The sequence below is a fragment of the Liquorilactobacillus hordei DSM 19519 genome, from assembly GCF_019443985.1.
Classification (GTDB): Bacteria; Bacillota; Bacilli; order Lactobacillales; family Lactobacillaceae; genus Liquorilactobacillus; species Liquorilactobacillus hordei.
In genome coordinates this window covers 1,027,407-1,049,798 of sequence record NZ_CP049303.1, presented here as the reverse complement: position 1 = coordinate 1,049,798, position 22,392 = coordinate 1,027,407, and the positions used below count along the sequence as shown (strand labels likewise).

At 36.2% G+C, this 22,392-nt stretch carries 19 protein-coding genes and 1 tRNA gene; 1 reads left to right on the top strand and 19 read right to left on the bottom strand.

Going from position 1 to position 22,392, the window contains the following annotated elements:
• Window positions 1-21: 21 nt before the first annotated feature.
• The 7 genes from G6O70_RS06245 to G6O70_RS06215 all read right to left on the bottom strand — a co-directional run bounded on the left by G6O70_RS06245 (window position 22) and on the right by G6O70_RS06215 (window position 7,590).
• On the bottom strand, window positions 22-819 hold the full coding sequence (locus G6O70_RS06245; RefSeq protein WP_057868905.1) for a TIGR00282 family metallophosphoesterase: 798 nt from the start codon (window positions 817-819) through the stop codon (window positions 22-24).
• Window positions 820-1,038: 219 nt separating this feature from the next.
• Window positions 1,039-2,604: a ribonuclease Y gene (rny, locus tag G6O70_RS06240; RefSeq protein ID WP_057868904.1), complete on the bottom strand. Its 1,566-nt coding sequence runs from the start codon at window positions 2,602-2,604 to the stop codon at window positions 1,039-1,041.
• Window positions 2,605-2,873: 269 nt separating this feature from the next.
• Entirely contained in the window at window positions 2,874-4,568 is a 1,695-nt protein-coding gene (gene argS / locus G6O70_RS06235) for an arginine--tRNA ligase (protein ID WP_057868903.1), read from the bottom strand.
• Between the two features lie 237 nt (window positions 4,569-4,805).
• Window positions 4,806-4,876: transfer RNA gene (locus G6O70_RS06230), tRNA-Gly, on the bottom strand.
• Between the two features lie 43 nt (window positions 4,877-4,919).
• Window positions 4,920-5,132, bottom strand: a complete 213-nt coding sequence (locus G6O70_RS06225; protein ID WP_057868902.1) for a hypothetical protein — start codon at window positions 5,130-5,132, stop codon at window positions 4,920-4,922.
• Between the two features lie 99 nt (window positions 5,133-5,231).
• Entirely contained in the window at window positions 5,232-6,590 is a 1,359-nt protein-coding gene (locus G6O70_RS06220) for an MATE family efflux transporter (RefSeq protein WP_057868901.1), read from the bottom strand.
• A 118-nt stretch (window positions 6,591-6,708) separates the two neighbouring features.
• Complete coding sequence (locus G6O70_RS06215) at window positions 6,709-7,590, bottom strand: LysR family transcriptional regulator (RefSeq protein ID WP_057868900.1); 882 nt, start codon at window positions 7,588-7,590, stop codon at window positions 6,709-6,711.
• A 135-nt stretch (window positions 7,591-7,725) separates the two neighbouring features.
• On the opposite strand from G6O70_RS06215, the gene G6O70_RS06210 reads away from it, so the two are divergent.
• Window positions 7,726-8,910: an aminotransferase-like domain-containing protein gene (locus G6O70_RS06210; RefSeq protein WP_057868899.1), complete on the top strand. Its 1,185-nt coding sequence runs from the start codon at window positions 7,726-7,728 to the stop codon at window positions 8,908-8,910.
• Between the two features lie 122 nt (window positions 8,911-9,032).
• On the opposite strand, the gene purD is transcribed toward G6O70_RS06210, so the two are convergent.
• From purD to purE, 12 genes are all read right to left on the bottom strand, one after another.
• Window positions 9,033-10,289 (bottom strand): phosphoribosylamine--glycine ligase, encoded by a 1,257-nt coding sequence (gene purD / locus G6O70_RS06205; RefSeq protein ID WP_057868898.1) that lies wholly within the window; start codon window positions 10,287-10,289, stop codon window positions 9,033-9,035.
• 16 nt (window positions 10,290-10,305) lie between these two features.
• Complete coding sequence (purH, locus tag G6O70_RS06200; RefSeq protein WP_057868897.1) at window positions 10,306-11,844, bottom strand: bifunctional phosphoribosylaminoimidazolecarboxamide formyltransferase/IMP cyclohydrolase; 1,539 nt, start codon at window positions 11,842-11,844, stop codon at window positions 10,306-10,308.
• 6 nt (window positions 11,845-11,850) lie between these two features.
• The gene (purN, locus tag G6O70_RS06195; RefSeq protein WP_057868959.1) at window positions 11,851-12,432 is read right to left on the bottom strand and encodes a phosphoribosylglycinamide formyltransferase; all 582 of its coding nucleotides are present in this window, start codon (window positions 12,430-12,432) and stop codon (window positions 11,851-11,853) included.
• A gap of 10 nt (window positions 12,433-12,442) precedes the next feature.
• Window positions 12,443-13,480, bottom strand: coding sequence for a phosphoribosylformylglycinamidine cyclo-ligase (gene purM / locus G6O70_RS06190; RefSeq protein ID WP_057868896.1), 1,038 nt, complete (start codon window positions 13,478-13,480; stop codon window positions 12,443-12,445).
• A complete protein-coding gene (gene purF / locus G6O70_RS06185) occupies window positions 13,477-14,934 on the bottom strand; it encodes an amidophosphoribosyltransferase (RefSeq protein ID WP_057868895.1) in 1,458 nt (485 codons plus the stop codon). Before purF ends, purM begins: the two co-directional genes overlap by 4 nt.
• Window positions 14,910-17,138, bottom strand: coding sequence for a phosphoribosylformylglycinamidine synthase subunit PurL (gene purL / locus G6O70_RS06180; RefSeq protein WP_057868958.1), 2,229 nt, complete (start codon window positions 17,136-17,138; stop codon window positions 14,910-14,912). Before purL ends, purF begins: the two co-directional genes overlap by 25 nt.
• Window positions 17,139-17,143: 5 nt before the next feature.
• Window positions 17,144-17,833, bottom strand: coding sequence for a phosphoribosylformylglycinamidine synthase subunit PurQ (gene purQ / locus G6O70_RS06175; protein WP_057868894.1), 690 nt, complete (start codon window positions 17,831-17,833; stop codon window positions 17,144-17,146).
• Window positions 17,833-18,081: a phosphoribosylformylglycinamidine synthase subunit PurS gene (purS, locus tag G6O70_RS06170; protein WP_057868893.1), complete on the bottom strand. Its 249-nt coding sequence runs from the start codon at window positions 18,079-18,081 to the stop codon at window positions 17,833-17,835. Before purS ends, purQ begins: the two co-directional genes overlap by 1 nt.
• 2 nt (window positions 18,082-18,083) lie before the next feature.
• Complete coding sequence (gene purC / locus G6O70_RS06165; RefSeq protein ID WP_057868892.1) at window positions 18,084-18,803, bottom strand: phosphoribosylaminoimidazolesuccinocarboxamide synthase; 720 nt, start codon at window positions 18,801-18,803, stop codon at window positions 18,084-18,086.
• Between the two features lie 511 nt (window positions 18,804-19,314).
• A complete protein-coding gene (gene purB / locus G6O70_RS06160) occupies window positions 19,315-20,610 on the bottom strand; it encodes an adenylosuccinate lyase (RefSeq protein ID WP_057868891.1) in 1,296 nt (431 codons plus the stop codon).
• Window positions 20,611-20,622: 12 nt separating this feature from the next.
• A complete protein-coding gene (gene purK, locus G6O70_RS06155) occupies window positions 20,623-21,774 on the bottom strand; it encodes a 5-(carboxyamino)imidazole ribonucleotide synthase (RefSeq protein WP_233419112.1) in 1,152 nt (383 codons plus the stop codon).
• On the bottom strand, window positions 21,737-22,201 hold the full coding sequence (purE, locus tag G6O70_RS06150; protein WP_057868957.1) for a 5-(carboxyamino)imidazole ribonucleotide mutase: 465 nt from the start codon (window positions 22,199-22,201) through the stop codon (window positions 21,737-21,739). The genes purK and purE overlap by 38 nt, the downstream gene beginning before the upstream one ends.
• Window positions 22,202-22,392 lie beyond the last annotated feature (191 nt).

Here is a 22,392-nt window from a genome sequence, read left to right as displayed (position 1 = left end):
CCTTTAATCTCCTTTACTTTTTTAGTCTTCAAAAGGATGATCTGCATTAATCTGAATTGTTTGAATCTTCTTCGCAGTTCCATCGTCTGTTAAATCAATTAAACATCCTGATAAGGTCTGTCTTCCACTCTCATCAACTTCAAATCTTGTTGGCATTTGATTAAGAAATCTTTCAATTACATTCTCACGCCGCATCCCTATAATACCGTCATAAGGTCCTGTCATTCCAACATCTGCTAAAAATGCAGTTCCCTGTGGTAAAACGCGCGCGTCATTAGTCTGAACATGTGTATGTGTCCCAACTACCGCAGAAACTTGACCATCAAAGAACCAGGCAAATGCCTGTTTCTCACTCGTTGTTTCAGCATGAAAATCAACGAAAATAAAATCTGTTTCTTTTTTTAATTTTTCAACTAAATTTGTTGCAACAGCAAAAGGATCGTCAGAAGGTGTCATAAAGACTCTTCCTTGCATATTAATTACAGCAAGTTTTTGTTGATTTATTTGCATTATCGTATATCCAACACCTGGAACCTTGCCCGCAGGTAAATTAGCGGGTCGTACCATTTTTTTTGCACTTCCTATGAATTCATTTATTTCTGGATTATCCCAGACATGATTACCCATTGTGATAACATCTGCACCCAGACTTAGAATTTTTTTATAGACCTTTTCATTGATCCCTCTTCCTCTGGTTGCATTCTCGGCATTAACAATTGTTGCTTGCGGATGAAATTTTCTCTTTAATTTTGGGAGATATTCTTCAATCATATTTTGACCTGAATTACCCATAACATCACCAATGAACAAAATTCGCATTCTTTTCCTCTTTTCTACAAAACTCATAATCCTAATTTTAGCATTTTTCTTGAATTGTTGTGTATCTTGAAGTATTTTTTTGCTAATTTTATTTGCACAATCAAAAAAGCTGCGACATCTTTATTATAACGTCACAGCTTTTTTATTCAGTCCAAATTATCACTTAGATCTTTTACTCTGTTCTTGGTACAAAGTAGCCCTAAAGCTATAAACAGTCAGTTATTTGGCATACTCAATCGCACGAATTTCCCTGATGACAGTAACTTTGATATGTCCAGGATATTCCATCTCTTCTTCAATTTGATTTTTAATATCTCGTGCCAACACCGTTGACTCTAAATCACTAACTTCATTAGGTTTTACAATTACACGCACTTCACGTCCAGCCTGAATTGCATAACTCTTCTTGACACCATCAAAAGCATTAGTAATTTCCTCAAGTTTTTCAAGACGATGAATATAACTTTCAAGTGATTCACTTCGAGCACCAGGTCTCGCAGCAGAAATTGCATCTGAAGCTGCAACTAAAACAGCAATTGTATACTTAGCTTCAACATCACCGTGATGTGAAGCAATTGTATTAATAACGGTGTCACTTTCATGATACTTTTTGGTAAGTTCAACACCAATCTGAACATGTGACCCATCAACCTCATGATCAATAGCCTTACCGATATCATGCAATAAACCTGCCCGCTTTGCCATAGTAACGTCTTCGCCTAATTCAGAGGCCAATACACCTGCTATTTTTGCAACCTCAATCGAATGATCAAGAACATTTTGACCATAACTAGTCCGAAACTTCAAACGACCAATTGTTTTAATCAAATCAGGATGAATTGAGTGTAATCCCAATTCAAAGATGGCTTCTTCACCAATATCGCGAATCTTCGCATCCATCTCTTTTGTTGATTTTTCGACCATCTCTTCAATTCTAGCAGGATGAATTCGACCATCTTGAATTAATTTTTCAAGTGTCATTTTAGCGATTTCTCTTCGAATTGGATCAAATCCACTCAAAACAACCGCTTCTGGAGTATCATCAATAATTAAGTCTATCCCCGTTAATGTTTCTAACGTTCGAATATTTCGACCTTCACGACCAATAATACGTCCTTTCATCTCATCGTTCGGTAATGAAACCACCGATACGGTTGTCTCTGAAACAGTGTCCGCTGCACTTCTTTGAATAGCCTGTGCAATTAAAATTCGAGCAGTTCGGTCAGCACTAGCTTTGGCCTCATCCTCACTGTCTTTAATCATAACTGCCATCTCATGGCTCAATGCTTCTTTAGTCTCAGACATCACTACCTTACGAGCTTCCTCATGCGTTAACTCTGCGACTCTCTCTAACTCTAACTCTTGTTCATGAACCAATGCATCAGCTTTAGCTTCTTTTTTTTCTATTTCTTTTTGCTGCTGCTCTATATGATTCTCTTTTTGGGTCAATCCTTGTTCACGTTTTTCAAGTATACCGTCTTTCCTGTCTAGGTTTTCCTCTCTTTGCAGTAAACGATTTTCTTGTTTTTGAACTTCCGATCTACGTTCCTTTAATTCATTTTCTATCTCGCCACGATAACGATGACTTTCATCCTTAGCTTCTAAAATAGCTTCTTTTTTTTGTGTCTCTGCCTCTTTTTCAGCATTCTTCAAAATTCCTTGCGCAGTTTGCGTAGCAATATCGAGTGTTTTCTCGTAACTCTTCTTATGAGCCACGATGCCCCCAGCAAATCCAATTCCAAAAGTTATAATAGCGATGGCGAGGATAATAATTGTTGAAATCAAACTTTCACCTCCACATCGTCAAAAAATGATTAACAAATAAATAATCATTACTTTTTAGATGTATTTAATTTATCCATACCACTGTATTCTACGTTGTAAAACTATGTTATGTCAACATAAAACATGCTCTTTTGTATAATACAAATGTTCATAATCACAATATTAAAATCAGTTTTAATCACAAAAAAAGTCCTGACAGAATTAGGTAATATTACATCTGCTAGAACTTTATAATAACCAATTTAATTTTTATAAGCTAGAGCATAAAATTACATTTCCTCTGGTGCTTGAACTCCTAATAAGCGTAGCGACTCATTTAACACCGTTGCAACACTCTTTACTAAAGCAAGGCGTGCCAGCTTATTTTCATCTTCAACCAAGATTTTTGTATGTGCATAATATTTATTAAATGCTTTTGCAAGATGCAAAGAATACTTCGCAACGACTGAGGGTTCATATTCTTCAGTCGCACGCTTAATTATATCTGGGAATGTGGCAATTTTAGTAATCACTTCCCATGAGTCTTCATCTGCCAATTGATATTTCATTTTGGAATCAAATTCAGGGTTATTTGCTTTCCGCAAGATACTCATTGCTCTAGCATGTGAGTATTGAACATATGGACCAGTCTCACCTTCAAAGCGTACAACTTCTTCCAAGTCAAAATCAAAATTATTCATTCTTTCATTTTTTAAATCATGGAATATTACTGCTCCTACTCCAACTTGATCCGCAACTTTTTCCTTATTTTTTAAATTTGGATTTTTTGCAGCAATTTGTTCTTCTGCTAACTTAACAGCATCATCTAAAACTTCTTCAAGCAAAATAACACGACCAGCTCTAGTAGAAAGTTTCTTCCCTCCTTGAGTAATCAAACCAAATGGAATATGGTGAATATCATCAGACCAATCTTCACCCATTTCGCTCAAAACTGCTTTTAATTGCTTAAAATGATTTGTTTGTTCATTGCCAACAACATAAAGTGATTGTGCGAAGTCATAAGTTCGTTTACGATAAATTGCAGCTGCTAGGTCTCTTGTAATATACAAAGTTGCTCCATCTGTCTTTTTAATTAATGCTGGATTAAGATTATATTTTTCAAGATCAACAATCTGTGCCCCTTGACTCTCCTTAAGCAGATGATGTTCTTCAAGCATTGAAACCACTTCATCCATCTTATCATTATAAAAAGCCTCACCATTGTATGAATCAAATTCAACACCTAATACACCGTAGATTTTCATAAATGATTTAAGCGACTCTTCCCGGAACCATTTCCATAAATGAACTGCTTCTTCATCGTTATCCTCTAATTTCTTGAACCAAGCCCGTGCTTCTTCGTCCAGTTCAGGATGATCAACATCTTCTTTATGAAATCTTACATAATATTCAAGTAATTTATTGATTGGATCAGCTTTAACTTCTTCTTCACTTCCCCAAAGCTTATACGCCTCTATCAATTTCCCAAATTGTGTGCCCCAATCACCCAAATGATTAATTTTGATAGGTTCATAATTGGTCTTTTCTAACAACTTGGCAATTGAATTTCCAATAACTGTTGAACGCAAATGACCCATCGACATTGGTTTTGCAATGTTAGGTGAAGACATATCAATAGGCACACTTCCACCATTACCAATATTTTGATCCCCATATTTTGAGCCTTCTGTAATTACTTGATGCAAAATTTCCGCACTGAAATTACTCTTATCTAAGAAAAAGTTAACATATGGTCCTACTGCCTCAATCTTTTGAAATCCATCTTGATTAATGTTCTCCACAATCTCTGTTGCAATCATTTGTGGAGCTTTATGCATCACTTTAGCTAATGGAAATGCAGGAAATGCATAGTCACCTAACTCTAAACTCTTTGGTTTTTCAAGTAATTGATATACTTTATCTGCAGCAATCTGCCCATCTAAAACCTTCACTAATGCATCTGTAACTAATTTTTTGTAATCCATAACCTTCTCCTTTTTTGTGTATAAAAAAACTCCTACATTTAAAAAAATGTAAGAGACGAGTTAAACCCGCGGTACCACTCTAATTGATTAGTAATCCACTCGTTATTAAATTTTCTTCCTAGAAAGTACGCTTCGTATTAGTTTCAATCCCTGGCTCACATCAACCCAAGGTCGCTTGAAAATTCACTAATCTACTATTTTTCATGATTGGAATTATATAAATATATCTACTATAAAAGCGGGTGACGAGAATCGAACTCGCGACATCAGCTTGGGAAGCTGGGATTTTACCACTAAACTACACCCGCAGAACAAGTAGTAGTATAGCATAAAATATTCTCGCTGTCAGCATTATTTTACAGTGATTTTCTTCATATCTTTCAGTCTTACAATTACTCGATTATGAAAATCGTTAACAGCCACTTCGTCAGTTATATCATGTTCAACAATTGCCACCATCGCAGAGTTTTCATAGATTTTCTCCACAGCACCAACAAAATCATGACTTAACGTTCCGAATTTTTTGCACTTGACCTTTTCGCCAATTTTAAACTCTGTTTCCATCTGCTTTACCTACCTTCATTCAATAATCTTTAGCATAATATCAAATTTAGATATGCAAATCAACAAATCAAACTATTTTTTATTATGTTTTTCAAAAAATTACGATATTTGCTGATCTTTTTCATATTGTTTCTTTTTCAACATTTTCATTGCTTTAAAATAAGATACAATCAATACACAACACGAACCCAGCCATGCCAAGGGATTAGCAAAACATGCACCAACATACCCAACTGTTGTTGCCAAGAATATTGCCGCTAAACACCTCATTAATAATTCCATAACACCCGCAATAGTAGGGATAATACTGCGACCTAACCCTTGCAACGTGTATCGTAAAATAAATAATGTTGCTAAAAGGACATATAGGCTGCTGTTTGCATTAAAGTACACTTGCGATAACTGCAATACTTTTTCTTCTGAATTGCCGACAAATAATACAACTAAATCTCTTCCAAAAAAAATAACGAGTGCACCTGCAATAATGCTAAATAACCCTGAGACCAACAGACACTGCTTCACACCTTTTATAATTCTGCCATATTTTCCAGCACCATAATTTTGAGCAGTAAAAGTTGCCATTGCAACGCCAAAGGACATCATCGGCTGAATTGCCAATTGGTCAATTTTGCTTGCTGCTGTCGTAGCAGCTACTGCAGTTGTCCCTAATCCATTTAAAGCTGATTGAACCATAATACCACCAATTGCAATAATTGATGCTTGAAAGGCCATTGGTAAGCCAATATAAAGATGCTGTTTAAAGTCTTTCGCTGAAAAAGTTGTAAAGTCCTTTTTTCTAACCTGTAGTAAAGGAATTCTTCTCATAATATAAATAATACACAATACCACTGAGAAAATTTGTGCAATAACTGTTGCATACCCTGCACCATCAACCCCCATGTGAAACACCAAAATAAAAATCAACTCAAGAACAATATTAACAACAGCCGCAACAATCAGAAAATAAAGAGGTGTCCGACTGTCGCCAAGAGCACGAATAACATTTGCTAAGAGATTAAACGCCATAGAGGAAAAAATTCCTCCAAAAATAATTGAGATAAATAGTTGTGCATCTGCTTCAATTGCTTTAGGTGTTTGCATTAAATTTAAAATATCACCAATAAAATAAAGGCTTAAAAAAGTTAAAATGACAGTTGCAATAGCACTGATAACAATGCTTACTGCAAAGCTTTGCCGAACTTTGCGATAATTACCCGCACCAAAATATTGGGCTGTAATAATGGAAAGTCCCGCAGTTAGTCCCTGAGCAAACCCGATTATCAAAAACTGAATACTACCGGTCGCTCCAACCGCTGCTAATTGATTGACTCCAAGCGTCTGTCCAACAATCAACGTATCAGAGATACTGTATAATTGTTGAAAAAGATTGCCTACCAACAATGGAATGGTAAACATTAAAATAAGTTTTATTGGACTTCCTTTTGTTAGCTCCTTCAATCGTTTACCCCCAATTCAAAATTTACAATAAATGTCGTTTTATTAAGATCATATTTTATCATGGTAGCATATGAAAAAAAACAAATGAAGACCTAACTCAAAAAAATTTCTAACAGATTTATTCTTGTGGATATCGCTTTGCAATATAGTTTTGAATTTCATTAACAAATGCTCTTGTAGAAGGTGTTTGTTTTGTTTCAAAATGAGAAATTAAACAAATTGTGCGATAAAAATGTTCTTTAAAGGGATAATGATTTACATTCCCCGATAATTTCTGCAAGGCTAATTCAGGTAGAATGCCTAACCCAAGTCCACTTTCTACCATTGCAATAATGGAAGCATCATCAATACTATACTGGATTGAATTAACAGAAACATCATATGTGTCCAGCGCCCTCTTGGTATCACGATCATAATCTATTTGTTGCAAAATGAAGTTTTCATTTTTAATATCATCTTTTGTGACCACACCAGCTTGCGGATTGAAGCTCTCAGGGGCAATGCAGTAAATCGGGTCACGATGCAACGGTAAAACTTCTAGTTTTTCTTTGATTGGTAGTGCACTAAACCCTATATCAAGCATTCCTAGTCTCACTTGTTCCGCAACTTCATTAAAATTACCCTGTGTAACTGATAAACCAATATCTGGATATTTCTTTTTGAAGCTCTGAATAATGTCTGGTAACCAATTAATGCAGACACTACTGAACGCTCCAATTCGAATCCGTCCCTGATTTAATCCATTAATTCGTGCAGCCTCTTCTACCAATTTTGCCTCTGAATTTAAGATATCTTGAACAACCGGTAAAATCTTCTGCCCATCTGGTGTTAATTTCACACCTGTTCGATTACGAATAAATAATGCAAAACCAAGTTCTTTTTCTAGTCCTGCAATTGAATGACTAATTGCTGAAGGAGTAACATTTAATTGTGTTGCCGCGGCAAAAAATGTCTTACGCTTTGCAACTTCACTGAAAACTTCATAGGAAAATGTGGACATGATCAACACCTCAATATTTTAATAATGAATTATCTTCATCTTAGATTGAAAAAAATGAATTTTACTTAACTTAGAAATAACGGTACACTTTAAACATCAACAAAACAAGTAAAAATTATTCGAGGAGGATTTATTATGATACCAACTTTTTCTAGTCGCATAAATCAAGAACCAACTAGCCTTGACGCCTTATTCGCGTTGAGTGGTCGAGCTGACTTGATTTCATTCGCTGGTGGCTATCCAGATCCTGCTCTATTTCCAAAAAAAGAACTCAATAATGCATTTGAAAACAGAATTAAAAAATCTTCCTCTGAAATTTTTCAATATCGCTCAATCTTGGGTTACGAGCCATTGCGCAAAAGAATTGCTAATTATGCTGAAACAACTGGCATAACTTGTCAACCTGAAAACATTATGCTTACACAAGGAGCACAACAAGGAATTAAGCTACTTGCAGGTCTTTTTCTAGATGATTTTGATGGCGTCGTCGTTGAAGCACCTACTTATGCTGGTGGGCTTGAAGCATTTAATGATCACAAACCAACTTATTATGAAATACCAATGGAAGATGATGGTATGAACATAGATATCTTGGAAAAAACATTAGAAGAAAATAACGTTAAGTTGATTTATACAATTCCTAATTTTCAAAATCCAACTGGATACTGTATGTCAATTGAAAAAAGAAAACGCCTTGCTAAGCTTGCTTCCAAACACAATGTTATGGTTATTGAAGATGACCCTTATCGTGAACTGCGCTATACTGGCAATGCTCTTCCTTCAATTAAATCCTTCGACTTAACTGAAAATGTTGTTACCTTGGGAAGTTTTTCTAAGATTTTATCACCTGCTCTTCGGTGTGGCTGGTTAATTGGCGCTAAAGAAATCGTTGATCAATTGTCTTCATTAAGACTATCGTATGATTGCCAGTCCTCAAACATTTTATTGGAAGGAATAGATGAATACTTAGATCATAATGATATTGCAACACATATCTCTAAATTGCGCGATGTCTATCAACACAAAATGAATGCAATGTTGACTGGCCTTTCAGAAAATCTCCCTACGGAATGTAGTTTTTCTAAGCCAACAGGTGGCTTCTTCATTTGGGTAAATTTACCTGAATCACTTGATGCGCGCGAGTTGTTAAATAAAACGAGAAAAGTAACATTTTTAGAAGGATCATCGCTATTTGCAACTTCTAAGGAAACAAATCACCTTAGACTTAACTTTACTGGAATTACAGAAAAACAAATTAAAGAAGGTTGTATCGACCTTGGTAATACCATCAAGCATGCTCTTTTGTCACTAGCAATCTAGTCTTTTTGACTTTGCTTGGATTTCAGATAGTATTCTATTTTAAAAAGGAGAGTAGGTCAAAAGTCAAATTTTGATCTATCTCCTCTTTTTTTCATACAATTATTTTGAATTCAGCTATATTATTATTTTAGCGCTTTGTTTCCAATGTCGTTACGGTAGTAGCAGTCATTAAGCACAAGGGTACTAATGTATTTACGAGCTTTAAGTTGTGCATTATTAATTGTATCCTGTAATGCAACAATACTTAGGATTCTTCCCCCATTACCATATAAACGACCATTTTTGGCAATTACATTAGCATAATCAATTGAAATTCCTTCTTCTTCATCAAAATGAGGAAGTGCCTGACCCTTAACGGGCAAGTTCGGATACCCCTTTGCGGCCAGAACAATCCCAAGACATGCTTTCGAATTGACTTTTATTTGTTGCATTTTTACACCGTTAAGACAATTATCAATTAATTCTGCAAAATCTGACTCTAATCGCGGTAGTACTACCTGAGTCTCGGGATCACCCAACCTAACATTATATTCAATAACCTTTGGACCTTGATTGGTTAAAATTAGGCCAATATACAAAATACCATGATAATCAAAGTTGTCTTTATTTAGGCCAGCAATTGAGGGGGCAACTACCTTTGAAATCATTTTTTGGTAATCTTCATCTGAAAGTTGTGGAACTGGACTGTAGGCACCCATCCCACCTGTATTAGGACCTTCATCATTGTCATAAGCCCGTTTGTGATCTTGTGCCATTGGTAAAATTTGAAAATCATTTCCATTGACTACAACAAATAAAGAATATTCAGGACCATTTAAGAACTCTTCGAGAACAATCTGTTTCTCCCCATTCTTAAACATCTTGCTAATAACTATTTGTGCATCTTCTTTTGACTTCACAATAGTTACTCCCTTTCCAGCAGCCAAACCATCGGCTTTAATCACGATGGGAGTAACAAAATCTTTAAGTGCTGTGTTAGCTTCATCCGCATCTTGAAAAGTTTGATAATCAGCTGTTGGAATGCCATGTTTTATCATGAATTTCAACGCAAAATCTTTTGATCCTTCTAATTGAGCAGCGAATTTATTTGGCCCAAAAATTGCAAGTCCACGTTCTTCAAAATAATCAGTAATTCCTGCAACAAGAGCATCTTCTGGTCCGACAAAAGTCCAATCAATTTGTTTCTCAACTACAAAATCAGCTAAAGCTCTGAAATCTAGCTCTGAAATATTTATCGTATTGATTCCTACTGATTCCATCCCACTATTTCCAGGAGCACAATATATATTAGCAATTTTTTGACTTTTACTAAACGACTTACAGATGGCATGCTCACGTCCACCAGAACCAACTACCAATAGATTAAGTTTTTTACTCACAATTACATCCCCCAGCTTAGTGTCTGAAATGACGGATACCTGTTATTACCATTGTGATTCCGTATTTGTTAGCCATTGCAATTGAGTCTTTATCACGAATACTACCACCAGGTTGTACAATTGCCTTAATTCCATGTTCAGCAGCATATTCAACACAATCATCCATAGGGAAAAATGCATCACTGGCTAATACAGCTGTCTCATCCAAATTATTTCCTGTATTCTTGATAGCAATTTTGGTTGAATCAATTCTATTAGGTTGTCCCGCACCAATTCCAAGTGTTTGATCATCGTTTGTCACAACAATTGCATTACTCTTGGTATGTTTAACTGCCTTCCAAGCAAATAAGAGTGTTTTCAACTGTTGCGCTGTAGGTTGCTTTTCTGTTACTACTGTCCATGTTTCTGGATCCTCTTCCAAAACATCTTGTTCCTGTACAAGTAAACCACCCATTACAGAAACAGTTTCCTTACGAGGTTGTTCATCTTTATTTACAAAATCTAACTGCAGTAAACGAATATTTTTCTTCTTAGCTAAGATTTCAAAAGCTTCATCTGTGTAAGCAGGTGCAATAATAATTTCTAGGAATAACGCATGCATTTTTTTGGCTGTTGCCAAATCAACTTTGCGATTTAAAACAATTACACCGCCAAAAATTGAGATGGAATCTGCTGCGTAGGCTCTATCCCAAGCTTCCTCAATCGTATTTCCCTTGCCAATTCCACAAGGATTCATGTGCTTAAGTGCCACGACTGTTGGTTCAGAAAATTCGCGAGCAATCCTAATTGCAGCATCTGCATCCTTAATATTATTATATGATAGCTTCTTACCATGTAATTGTTTAGCATTTGTAATTGCATATTCCTTTGGTAAAGCATCTTTGTAAAACCATGCTTTTTGGTGGCTATTTTCACCATAGCGCATTGAATCTTCTAAATCATAGGTCAGCGTTAGTTTTTCTGGTGCAACAATACCAGCTTTTTCGGTTAAATAACTTGCAATCAGCGCATCGTAAGCAGCTGTGTGTCTAAAAACTTTAGCGGCAAATTTGGCACGTGTTTCTAACTTTGTATCTCCGAATTCGTCCAATTCATTTGCAATAACCTGATAATCAGCACTATCAACAACTACTGTTACATCATGATAATTTTTGGCAGCACTCCGCAACATACTTGGTCCACCAATATCAATATTTTCAATTGCATCAGCGAGAGTTACATCGGGTTTCTCAATTGTTTCTTTAAACGGATAAAGATTAACACAAACCAAATCAATAGGTTGAATATGCAATTTTTCCATTGTTTTGACATGCTCTGGCAAATCTCTTCGTCCGAGTAATCCTCCATGAATAAATGGATTCAGCGTTTTTACTCGTCCATCAAGAATTTCTGGAAAACCAGTTACATCTTCTACTGAAATGGTTTCTATACCAGCATCTTCCAATACTTTTTTTGTCCCACCAGTCGAAACAATTTCAAAATTTTTTTCAATTAGTTTTTGTGCAAAAGACACCAATCCTGTTTTGTCAGAAACACTCATCAAAGCTCGCTTCATTTTTAGTTATTCTCCTTTTTCAATTAATTCATTTAATATCGATTTTACAACTTCTGGATATAATTTATGTTCACATGCATGAATTCGTGCTTCCAAAGACTCAATCGTGTCATCTTCAAAAATCGGAACTCTCTTTTGTGCAATAATCGGCCCAGAGTCCAGTCCTGAGTCAATATAATGAACTGTCACACCTGTTTGCTTCTTCTGATCATCAAAAGCCCTCTCAATTGAATGAAGCCCAGGATACTCTGGCAGATATGCTGGATGAAGATTAACAATTCTCCCCTCATAATTATCAAGAATTGGGGCACCTATAACCCTTAGATAACCTGCAAGAATTATGAAATCAATCTTATATTGTTTAAGTATTTCTGCAATTTTTTCTTCATAGATTCTTTTCCCACCAACTGCTTTAACAGTAAAAGTCTCGACTGCAACTCGGTGTTTTTTTGCTCGTTCAACCACTAAAGCATCTGGATGATCACAAAACAATAATGCTAATTCACCCTGAAGCTCTTTTTTCTCAAATAAATCTGCAAATATTTCGAAATTCGATCCATTACCTGATGCAAAAATTGCAACTCTCATATCAATTGCCTCACTTAAAACTAATTTTTTCAGAATCAACTGGTCTATTAGCCAATTTACCTACAATGTAGAATGTTTCTTTTTCAGATCTTAAAATATCCTTTACCCGATTTAAATTAGTGGGTGAAACTGCAATAACCATTCCTAAGCCCATATTAAATGCTTCAAAACAATCCGCATTAGACAAGTTACCTTGCTTTTTTAAGTAATCAAAAATGGAGAGTACTGGCCAAGAATGCAATTTAATTTGAGCCTGCAATTTGTCACTAAACATTCGTGGTAAGTTTTCAATTAAACCTCCACCAGTTATATGACTAATTCCAGCAATAATTCTTGCATCTAATAATGGTAACAAAGACTTAACATATATTCTAGTGGGCTCAAGTAAAGTTTGACCAATTGTGCTTCCATTTAGTATTTTCGGTTTGTCTGAGAGTCTTAACTCATTATCCTTGAAAAGAATTTGTCTTACTAAAGAAAACCCGTTTGAATGTAATCCACTTGATGGCAAGCCTATCAGAACATCTCCTGCTTGAGGTTTTTCATTTGTCAATAATTGATTCTTTTCAACTACACCAGTTGCATAACCGGCCAAATCATACTCATCAGATGAATACATATCTGGCATTTCGGCTGTTTCACCACCAATCAATGCAACTTTTGCTTGTCGACAACCGGCTGCAACTCCTTTGACAATTGCAGCCATTTTTTGGGGATCATTATGCCCAGTTGCAATATAATCTAGAAAAAATAGCGGTTTTGCTCCTTGTGCAACGATATCATTAACGCACATTGCAACACAATCAATTCCAATTGTTTCATGTTTATCAGCCTTTTGTGCAATCAATAATTTCGTTCCAACACCATCAGTACCTGATACCAAGACTGGATGTTTGATATTTAACTCTCCCAAATCAAATAATCCACCAAAACTTCCAAGTCCTCCAAGAACCCCAGGCTGTTTAGTGCTCGCTACCTCTTCTTTGATCCTAGCCACAAGCTCATATCCTGCATTTACATCCACACCGGCTTCTTGGTATCTACTCATCTCACACCAACCTCCAATTCGTGCTGATGTTTCAGCGATTTCAAGTATCCTTTTTCATAATCATATAAAGGAGTTGGGTATTTGCCATCAAAGTAAGCAACACACAATCCTCCATTTGGAGCATCCTTTGCATCAGGAACACTAATTGCTTTAATTAAGTTTGGAATCGTCAAAAACTCAAGTGAATCCGCTCCAATTTCCCTACACATTTCAGCAACAGAATAATTAGCTGCCATAAGTTCAGACCGAGTTGAAATATCAATTCCATAAAAACATGGAAAACGCAAAGGAGGAGAAGCAATCCGCATATGAACTTCTTTAGCACCAGCATCCTTCAACAACTTAACAATCTGTTTGCTTGTTGTTCCACGAACAATTGAATCATCAATAATTGCAACTTTCTTACCCTCAACAACCCCACGAACAGCAGATAACTTCATCTTAACTCCACGCTCACGAAGTTCTTGCGTCGGTTGAATGAAAGTTCTTGCAATATACTGATTTTTAATCAGTCCCATTTCATAAGGTAATCCACTCTCTTCAGCATATCCACTTGCAGCTGATAAAGAAGAATTCGGTACACCAACCACCATATCGACATCTAGCGGGGATTGTTTAGCAAGCAGCCTTCCCATTTTCTTACGCGCATTATGAACTGTCACACCATGAAGAATTGAATCTGGACGTGAGAAATAAATATATTCCATTGAACAAATTGCCAGCTGAGTCTCATTGGTATATCGATCAATATGCAAACCCTCTTTATCAATGATTATCAATTCACCAGGCTGAACATCACGTACTATTTTTGCTCCTACCATGTCCATAGCGCAAGTTTCACTAGCAACAACATATGAGCCATTTGCAAGTTGTCCAATTGATAATGGTCTAAAACCATTTGGATCCAGGGCCGCAATTAAGCTATCATTACGCAATAATAAAAAGGCAAAACCTCCATGAATTTGGTTCAAACTTGCTTTGAGTGCATCAATGAAATTCATATGTTTCTTCTGTCGAATCAGATGGATTAAGATTTCTGTATCTGAAGTGGATTGAAAAATTGCTCCTTCTTTTTCAAGATCATGCTTGATTGTCTCAGCATTCGTCAGATTACCATTATGAGCCAGTGCAACATCGCCATCGCCAAAATGAAATAAAAATGGTTGCACATTAGCGAGTATATTATTACCGCTTGTCCCATACCTTACATGACCAATTGCAGCATCACCTACTAAATTATCCAAATTTTCCTTATTTGCAAAAACTTCGGCCAATAGTCCTCGATTTCTAAATTGTTGTAATTTTTCTCCATTGCTCACAACAATTCCAGCACCTTCTTGTCCACGATGTTGCAAACTATGCAATCCAAAATATGTCAGATGACTTGCCTCAGGTGTTCCAAAAACACCAAAGACACCACATTCTTCATTTAATCCTTTGATTTCATAAGGCATGGTATTGCTTCCTCCCAAATTTTCTGAGCTTCCGCAACTTGAATCTCAAAATCTGTATTCTGACACTTCAAGTGTACCTTCTGATCCGCGGTTGTCTCACCAATTTCCATACAATCATTTCCCATTATTTCAATAAACTTTTCAACATTCTTTGGATTCACACTCACCACAAATCTGCCTGGAGTTTCACTAAACAAATCTTGTGCCGCCATTGTTTTTACTTCAATTTCTAATCCCAAATTACTTGAAAAAGTACTTTCCACCAATCCAACAGCCAATCCACCTTCACTCAAATCGTGAGCACTATCTACTAGCCCTGTTTCAATTGCTTGCAATAATTTTAAAAATTTCTTACTCTCAAATTCGGTATCAATAGATCGCAATGTCCCCGAAATCTTGCCGTTCAACATTTTTTGAATCTCGGATCCTGCAAAATCAGCATGCGTTTCACCAACTAGGAATACCTTGGCTCCACTATTCTTAAAAGTATTGGTCAGATATTTATTAATATTCTTGACTAAACCGACCATTCCAACCATTGGAGTAGGATAAATTGCCTCACCATTATTTTCATTGTACAACGATACATTCCCCGAAATTACAGGAGTATTTAGTACACGACAAGTTTCTGACATTCCAAGCACTGATTGATGAAGCTCCCAATAAATTTCAGGATCGGTAGGATCTCCATAATTCAAACAATCAGTCATTGCAAGCGGAAGTGCTCCACTTGCAATTAAATTGGCAGCAGATTCCAAAACTGCAATTTGTCCACCGACAAATGGATTGAGGTATACAAAGCGACCATTGCCATCGGCAGTCATTGCCAATCCTTTCTTTGTTCCTCTGATACGCAAAACAGCTGCGTCACTACCAGGGCCCACAACAGTATTAGTTCTAACTTGTGAATCATATGTTTGCGTAAAGATTTCTTTTGAAGCAATTGTAGATTGTGCTAATAGTTGTTTTAATATTTGTTTGACATCTGTTAATTTTGGAACCCAATTAGACACACTCTCAGCTTGTGCAATTCTTTCTGGTTTTCTTTCCTCACTAGGTTCCTCTAAAACATCATCCGTTAAACTTGAAACAGGAATATTGGTAACAATCTCGCCATGATGCCTTAAAACGTAGTCATTTCCTTCCGTAACACGTCCAATTACAACTGCCTCTAATCCATATTCCTTGAACAAAGACTTAATATTTTCTTCAAATCCCGCACGAACACACAGTAACATTCTTTCCTGCGATTCACTTAACATAATTTCATATGCTGACATCTCAGTTTCTCTTTGTGGAACATTATCTAATATTAGCTCCATCCCACTGCCCGCTTTGGATGCCATTTCACAACTTGAAGAAACAATCCCTGCTGCGCCCATATCTTGAATACCAACCAACCATTCCTTATGTTGAGTAGTTAATTCTAAACAGGCCTCCATCAAGAGTTTTTCCATAAAAGGATCTCCGACTTGTACAGCTGAACGCTGTGTTTCCCTGTCATCTGCAAAATCTGCAGATGCAAATGTGGCACCGTGAATTCCATCACGTCCCGTCTTAGCACCCACATACATAACCGCATTGCCAATTCCTTTTGCCTGTCCTTTTTGCATATCTTTTTGATCCATAATTCCAACACACATTGCATTTACTAAGGGATTACCTGTATAACATTCATCAAAGGTCATTTCACCACCAACTGTTGGAATTCCCATACAGTTGCCATAGCCACCAATTCCAGCAACTACTTCATTAATTAAATATCTTGTATGTGCATTATCAATCTCGCCAAAGTGTAATGAGTCAAGCATCGCAATAGGTCTTGCTCCCATACTGAAAATATCACGAATTATTCCTCCAACACCTGTTGCAGCACCTTCATAAGGCTCAACTGCAGATGGATGGTTGTGACTCTCTGCCTTAAATACAACAGCTTGCTCATCACCGATATCAACAATTCCAGCACCTTCTCCAGGGCCTTGCAGTACGCGTTCATTTTTATTAGGAAATTCCCGTAAGACAGGTTTTGACTTTTTATAGGAACAATGTTCACTCCACATAACTGAGAAAAGACCAGTTTCAGTATAGTTAGGCAAACGTCCTAACAAATTTTTAGAAATGAAATCATATTCTTTTTCGGTTAATCCCCACTCCAGATAAGGTTTATTTTTCTTTATTTCCACCGGGCTCATTTCGACTTTCACAACCATTAGCGTACAGCCTCCTCAGTAGCGACCTTCCCATTTTCAAGCAATGATTTAAATAAACGCAATCCATCTTGGTTACCCAACATTGCTTCAACAGCTCTTTCAGGATGTGGCATCATTCCCAAAACATTACCGTTCTTATTGGTGATACCAGCAATATTATTCAAACTTCCATTCGGATTTTCTTCAGCATAACGAAAGACAACTTGCTGATTTTCTTCAAGTTCTGCCAAAGTTTCTTCATCGGCATAGTAACTACCATCTGCATGCGCAATTGGTAAAGCAATTTTTTCTTTTTCTTTGTATTGTGTTGTAAAGATAGTTTGATTGTTTTCAACAATTAAATTAACTGTTTTGCAAACAAACTTTAAGCTATCATTTTGTTTCAAGGCACCTGGCAAAAGTCCAGCTTCCGTTAAAATTTGGAAGCCATTACAAGTTCCAAAGACTGGCTTTCCCTGTGCTGCAAATTCAATAATTGCAGGCATAATATTACTAAAGCGAGCAATTGCACCACACCTTAAGTAATCGCCATATGAAAATCCTCCAGGTAACATGACTGCGTCAAAGCCTTTCAAGTTATCTTTTTTATAAGATACATACTCTGCATCAGCGCCACAGACTGTGTGAAGTGCTTCAAAAAGATCGATATCACAATTTGAACCAGGAAAAACCACAACAGCAATCTTCATCATGCTTCCTCCATTACTTCATAACGATAAGTTTCTAAATTAAAGTTAACCAAGAGTTGTTCTGAAACTTGGCTAACAATCTCTTCTACTGATTTATCACTAGGCTCTAGCTGTAAATCAAAGAATTTACCAACATTTACTTTCTTTACCATTGAAAAACCTAAACTATGAATCGCATCTGTAATTGTTTCCCCTTGGGGATTGAAAACTGATTGCTTGTAAGTCACAAAAATTCGCACATTCACCATAATTACATATCCTCCGTAAGAACTTTTTGAAGTCGTTTCAATACTTCTTTATACACATCCGTCAAATCCCCAATATCGCGTCGGTATACATCTTTATCCATATGTGCATTACTATCGATATCCCAAAGGCGACAATTATCTGGCGAAAATTCATCTGCCAAAACGATTTCACCATTTTTCAATCTGCCAAATTCTAATTTGAAGTCGATTAAACGCAAATTCATTTTTTTAAATAATTCTGTCAATAATTGATTAACTCTTCGTGAAATTTCCCACATCTTTTCAATCTCACTTTTTGTTGCTATTTTCAATGCAAAAATCTGAGAATTGTTCATAAATGGATCATCTAATTCATCGCTTTTAAAATATGTTTCCTCTACAGGTGTTGTGAATATTTTACCTTCTTCAACCCCAAAACGAGTTGTAAAATGTCCGGCTGCTACATTTCTCGTAACCATTTCAAGTGGTAAAATGGTTACTTTCTTTACAAGTTCTTCTGTATCAGAAATTCTTTTAATATAATGATTCTCAATTCCTTGTTGTGTAAGATATTCGAAAATCAAGGAAGATATATGGTTATTCAAAATTCCTTTACCCGAAATTTGGTCTTTCTTCTTACCATTCAATGCAGTTGCCTGATCCATATAAACTACTTTTAGAATTTCATCATCCTCAGTTGTCCACATTTGTTTGGCTTTTCCTGCATAAATCAATTTTTCCATCTTTCAAATTCATTCCTTTCAACTATAGACGAATATTAAGAATACCTACTGCGATAAATGATCACTATTTCACTTAAAGATTAACAATAAAAAAACAAATAGTCAATATGTAAAAGACGAACTTTAATTTCTATAACTCAATATTTAGTTTGCCTTATTACAAATGTGACAAAATAAGGCATATAATATGCTTTATCTATTTAATTATTCCGAACAATAGGTCGCATACCATATAAAATTTACCGTCTTTTATTTGAACACAAGAAACGCACCAAAAAAAACTAAAAAAATAGGTCAAGCCAAAAGTTAAATTTTGACCCAACCTATTTATCCTGTATAAACCTATTCAATAAGTCATAGTTTTCGTTCTGACTTATTATGGGATACTCCTCTTTTTTAAAGAAAATCATTCACTCTTTAATACACATATTTCATAATTTTTCGTATATTTATTATGATGTTTCTAACTCTTATACCATGCTACTTATCTTGATTACCCTTTTATTTACACCTAACTTAGTCCAACACGTTCAAAGATTTCAGTGACATGGCGTAAATGCCAATGATAATCAAACGCATCATCTAATTCTTCTTTTGAAAGACGACTAGTAATTCGATCATCTTGCTCAAGCAGTGGCCGAAATTGGACTTGCTTATCCCATGATTCGGCTGTTTTGGGTTGAATTAGATCATATGCATCTTCTCTACTCATACCAGTATCAATTAACTTAAGCAAGACTCTACCACTGTAAATCAAGCCAAAAGTTCTATCCATGTTACGCAACATGTTCTCTGGAAAAACAGTCAAATTCTCCAAAATTTTACCGAAGCGATTCAACATATAATCAACCAAAATAGTAGTATCCGGTAAAATAATTCTTTCGGCTGAAGAATGTGAAATATCTCGCTCATGCCACAATGTAACATCCTCAAAAGCTGTTACCATGTGACCTCGAACAACACGAGCTAATCCACAGATATTCTCTGAACCAATTGGGTTTCGCTTATGTGGCATTGCAGAAGAGCCCTTTTGACCCTTTGCAAAATGCTCTTCAACTTCTCGTGTCTCAGATTTTTGTAAACCACGAATCTCAGTCGCGAATTTTTCTAAACTTGTTGCAATTAAAGCTAAAGCTGCAAGATACTCAGCATGCAAATCACGTGGTAAAACCTGACTTGAAATTTCTTGAGGTCGAATACCAAGTTTTTCACAAACATATTTTTCTACAAATGGGTCAATATTGGCAAATGTTCCTACTGCCCCACTTATTTTTCCCGCTTCAACACCCTTAGCAGCATGTTCAAAGCGTTCAATATCACGCTTTACTTCTGAATACCACCTTGCTAATTTTAGCCCAAAAGTAGTCGGTTCAGCATGTACTCCATGAGTTCTCCCCATCATAACAGTGTCTTTATACTTCTTGGCTTGATTAGCAACAATATCCTTGAAATGAGCTAAGTCTTTTCGTAATAATTCATTAACTTGTTTTAATTGGTAACCATAAGCTGTATCTACGACATCTGTGCTAGTTAGACCGTAATGAACCCATTTTTTTTCTTCACCAAGTGATTCTGATACACAACGAGTAAAAGCGATTACGTCGTGATGTGTCGTCTCTTCAATTTCTAAAATTCTATTAACATCAAACTTAGCATTCTCACGAATTTTCTTAACATCTTCAGCAGGAATATGTCCAAGCTTTGACCATGCCTCGTCAGCTGCAATTTCCACTTCAAGCCAACATTCATATTTTTTTTGATCTTCCCAAATTGCTGCCATTTCTGGTCGTGAATATCTTGAAATCATTAGTTTGCTCCTTTAATCCCATACTTTTGTTTTTTTAATTTCAGAAAGCGTTTCTTCGATATTATCCGTCAAGATTGTAATATGTCCCATCTTCCTATCATTACGAACATTGCCTTTACCATAGTCATGGAAATTCCACTGAGGTTTCTCAGCAACCAATTTTGCAGCACCATCAACATGCTGTCCCAGAATATTAACCATGACAACTGGCTTCAGTAATTCTATTTTGGGCATCGGCCAATTACAAATTGCTCGGTTATGCATATCAAACTGTGAAAAATTGCATGCCTCAATCGAATAATGCCCTGAGTTATGTGGACGTGGTGCAAGTTCATTTACATAAAGTTCACCATCTTCACCAACAAACATCTCTACACCAAGGATACCACATAGATTAATTTTGATTGCAATTTTTTCAGCCATTGCCTGTGCTTTTTCTTGTAAAGCATCCGAGATTCTTGCTGGCACAATGCTCTCATGTAAAATTTGATTTCGATGAATATTCTCGCTCACAGGGAAGAATGAAACCTCTCCATCGACATTTCTCGCAACCATCACTGAAATTTCTTTAGAAAATGCAACCCAATCCTCTAAGATGCATTGTCCTTGCTTAATCAACTCTGGAGCATTGGCAATATCTGTTGCATTACGCAATACCAGTTGAGCTTTTCCATCATAGCCACCCTGACATGTTTTTAGAACTGCTGGATATCCAAACTTCTTAATTTCAGTTTTCAAATCTGTAAGAGAATTAATTGCTGCAAAAGGCGTAACCTTTAACTCATTATCAGCTAAAAAGTTTTTCTCATTTAATCTATCCTTAGTAATTGCCAATAACTTTGTTCCTTGCGGGACAGAAACCACCTTTGTAACATCTTCTAATGCTTCTAAATCAACATTTTCAAATTCATATGTCAAAACATCGGAACGTGCCGCTAGTTCTTCAATTGCAGAAATATTCTCGTACTCAGCAACAATTTGATCATCAGAAACCTGTCCTGCAGAGCAGTCGGGATTGGGATCTAAAATTAATACACGAAATCCCGCAGACTTAGCGGAAAATGCCAACATCTGCCCCAACTGCCCACCACCAATAATTCCGATTGTTTGTCCTTGTGCAATCATCTTAGACAAGTTTCTCACCACTCTCCATTGCTTTATCATGCAACTGTTTACGATATTCCATAAGCTTTTGCGCAATCTTCGAATCAGTAATACCAAGTATCTGTAATGCCAATAAAGCTGCATTCTTTGCACCTGCAACTCCAATTGCAGTTGTCGCTACTGGTATTCCAGCAGGCATTTGTACTATGGACAACAACGAATCAAGCCCATTAAGAGCATGGCTTTGAACAGGGACACCAATCACTGGTAAAATCGTATTTGCCGCAACCATCCCAGGAAGATGTGCTGCACCACCCGCTCCAGCAATTATCACTTTAGTTCCATTATCTACAGCATTTTTTGCAAAATCAAACATTTCTTGTGGCATTCTATGTGCTGAAATAACCCGTTTATCAAAACTAATCCCAAATTGTTCTATTATACTAGCAGCTTCTTTCATGGTTTCCCAATCGGAGGAGCTACCCATTATAATACTGATTTCATTGCTCACCGTTATCCCTCCTATAATACAACCCTAGCTTAGCAAAGGATATACAAATTGTCAAAGCAAAAATCGAACTTTATCGTTGATTTCTTTATGTTTATACGTATTATTCTAAAATAAAGCCTTAACTATCTTAAAAACAAAAATCTTTTTCGCCTTTTAATAGTATAAAA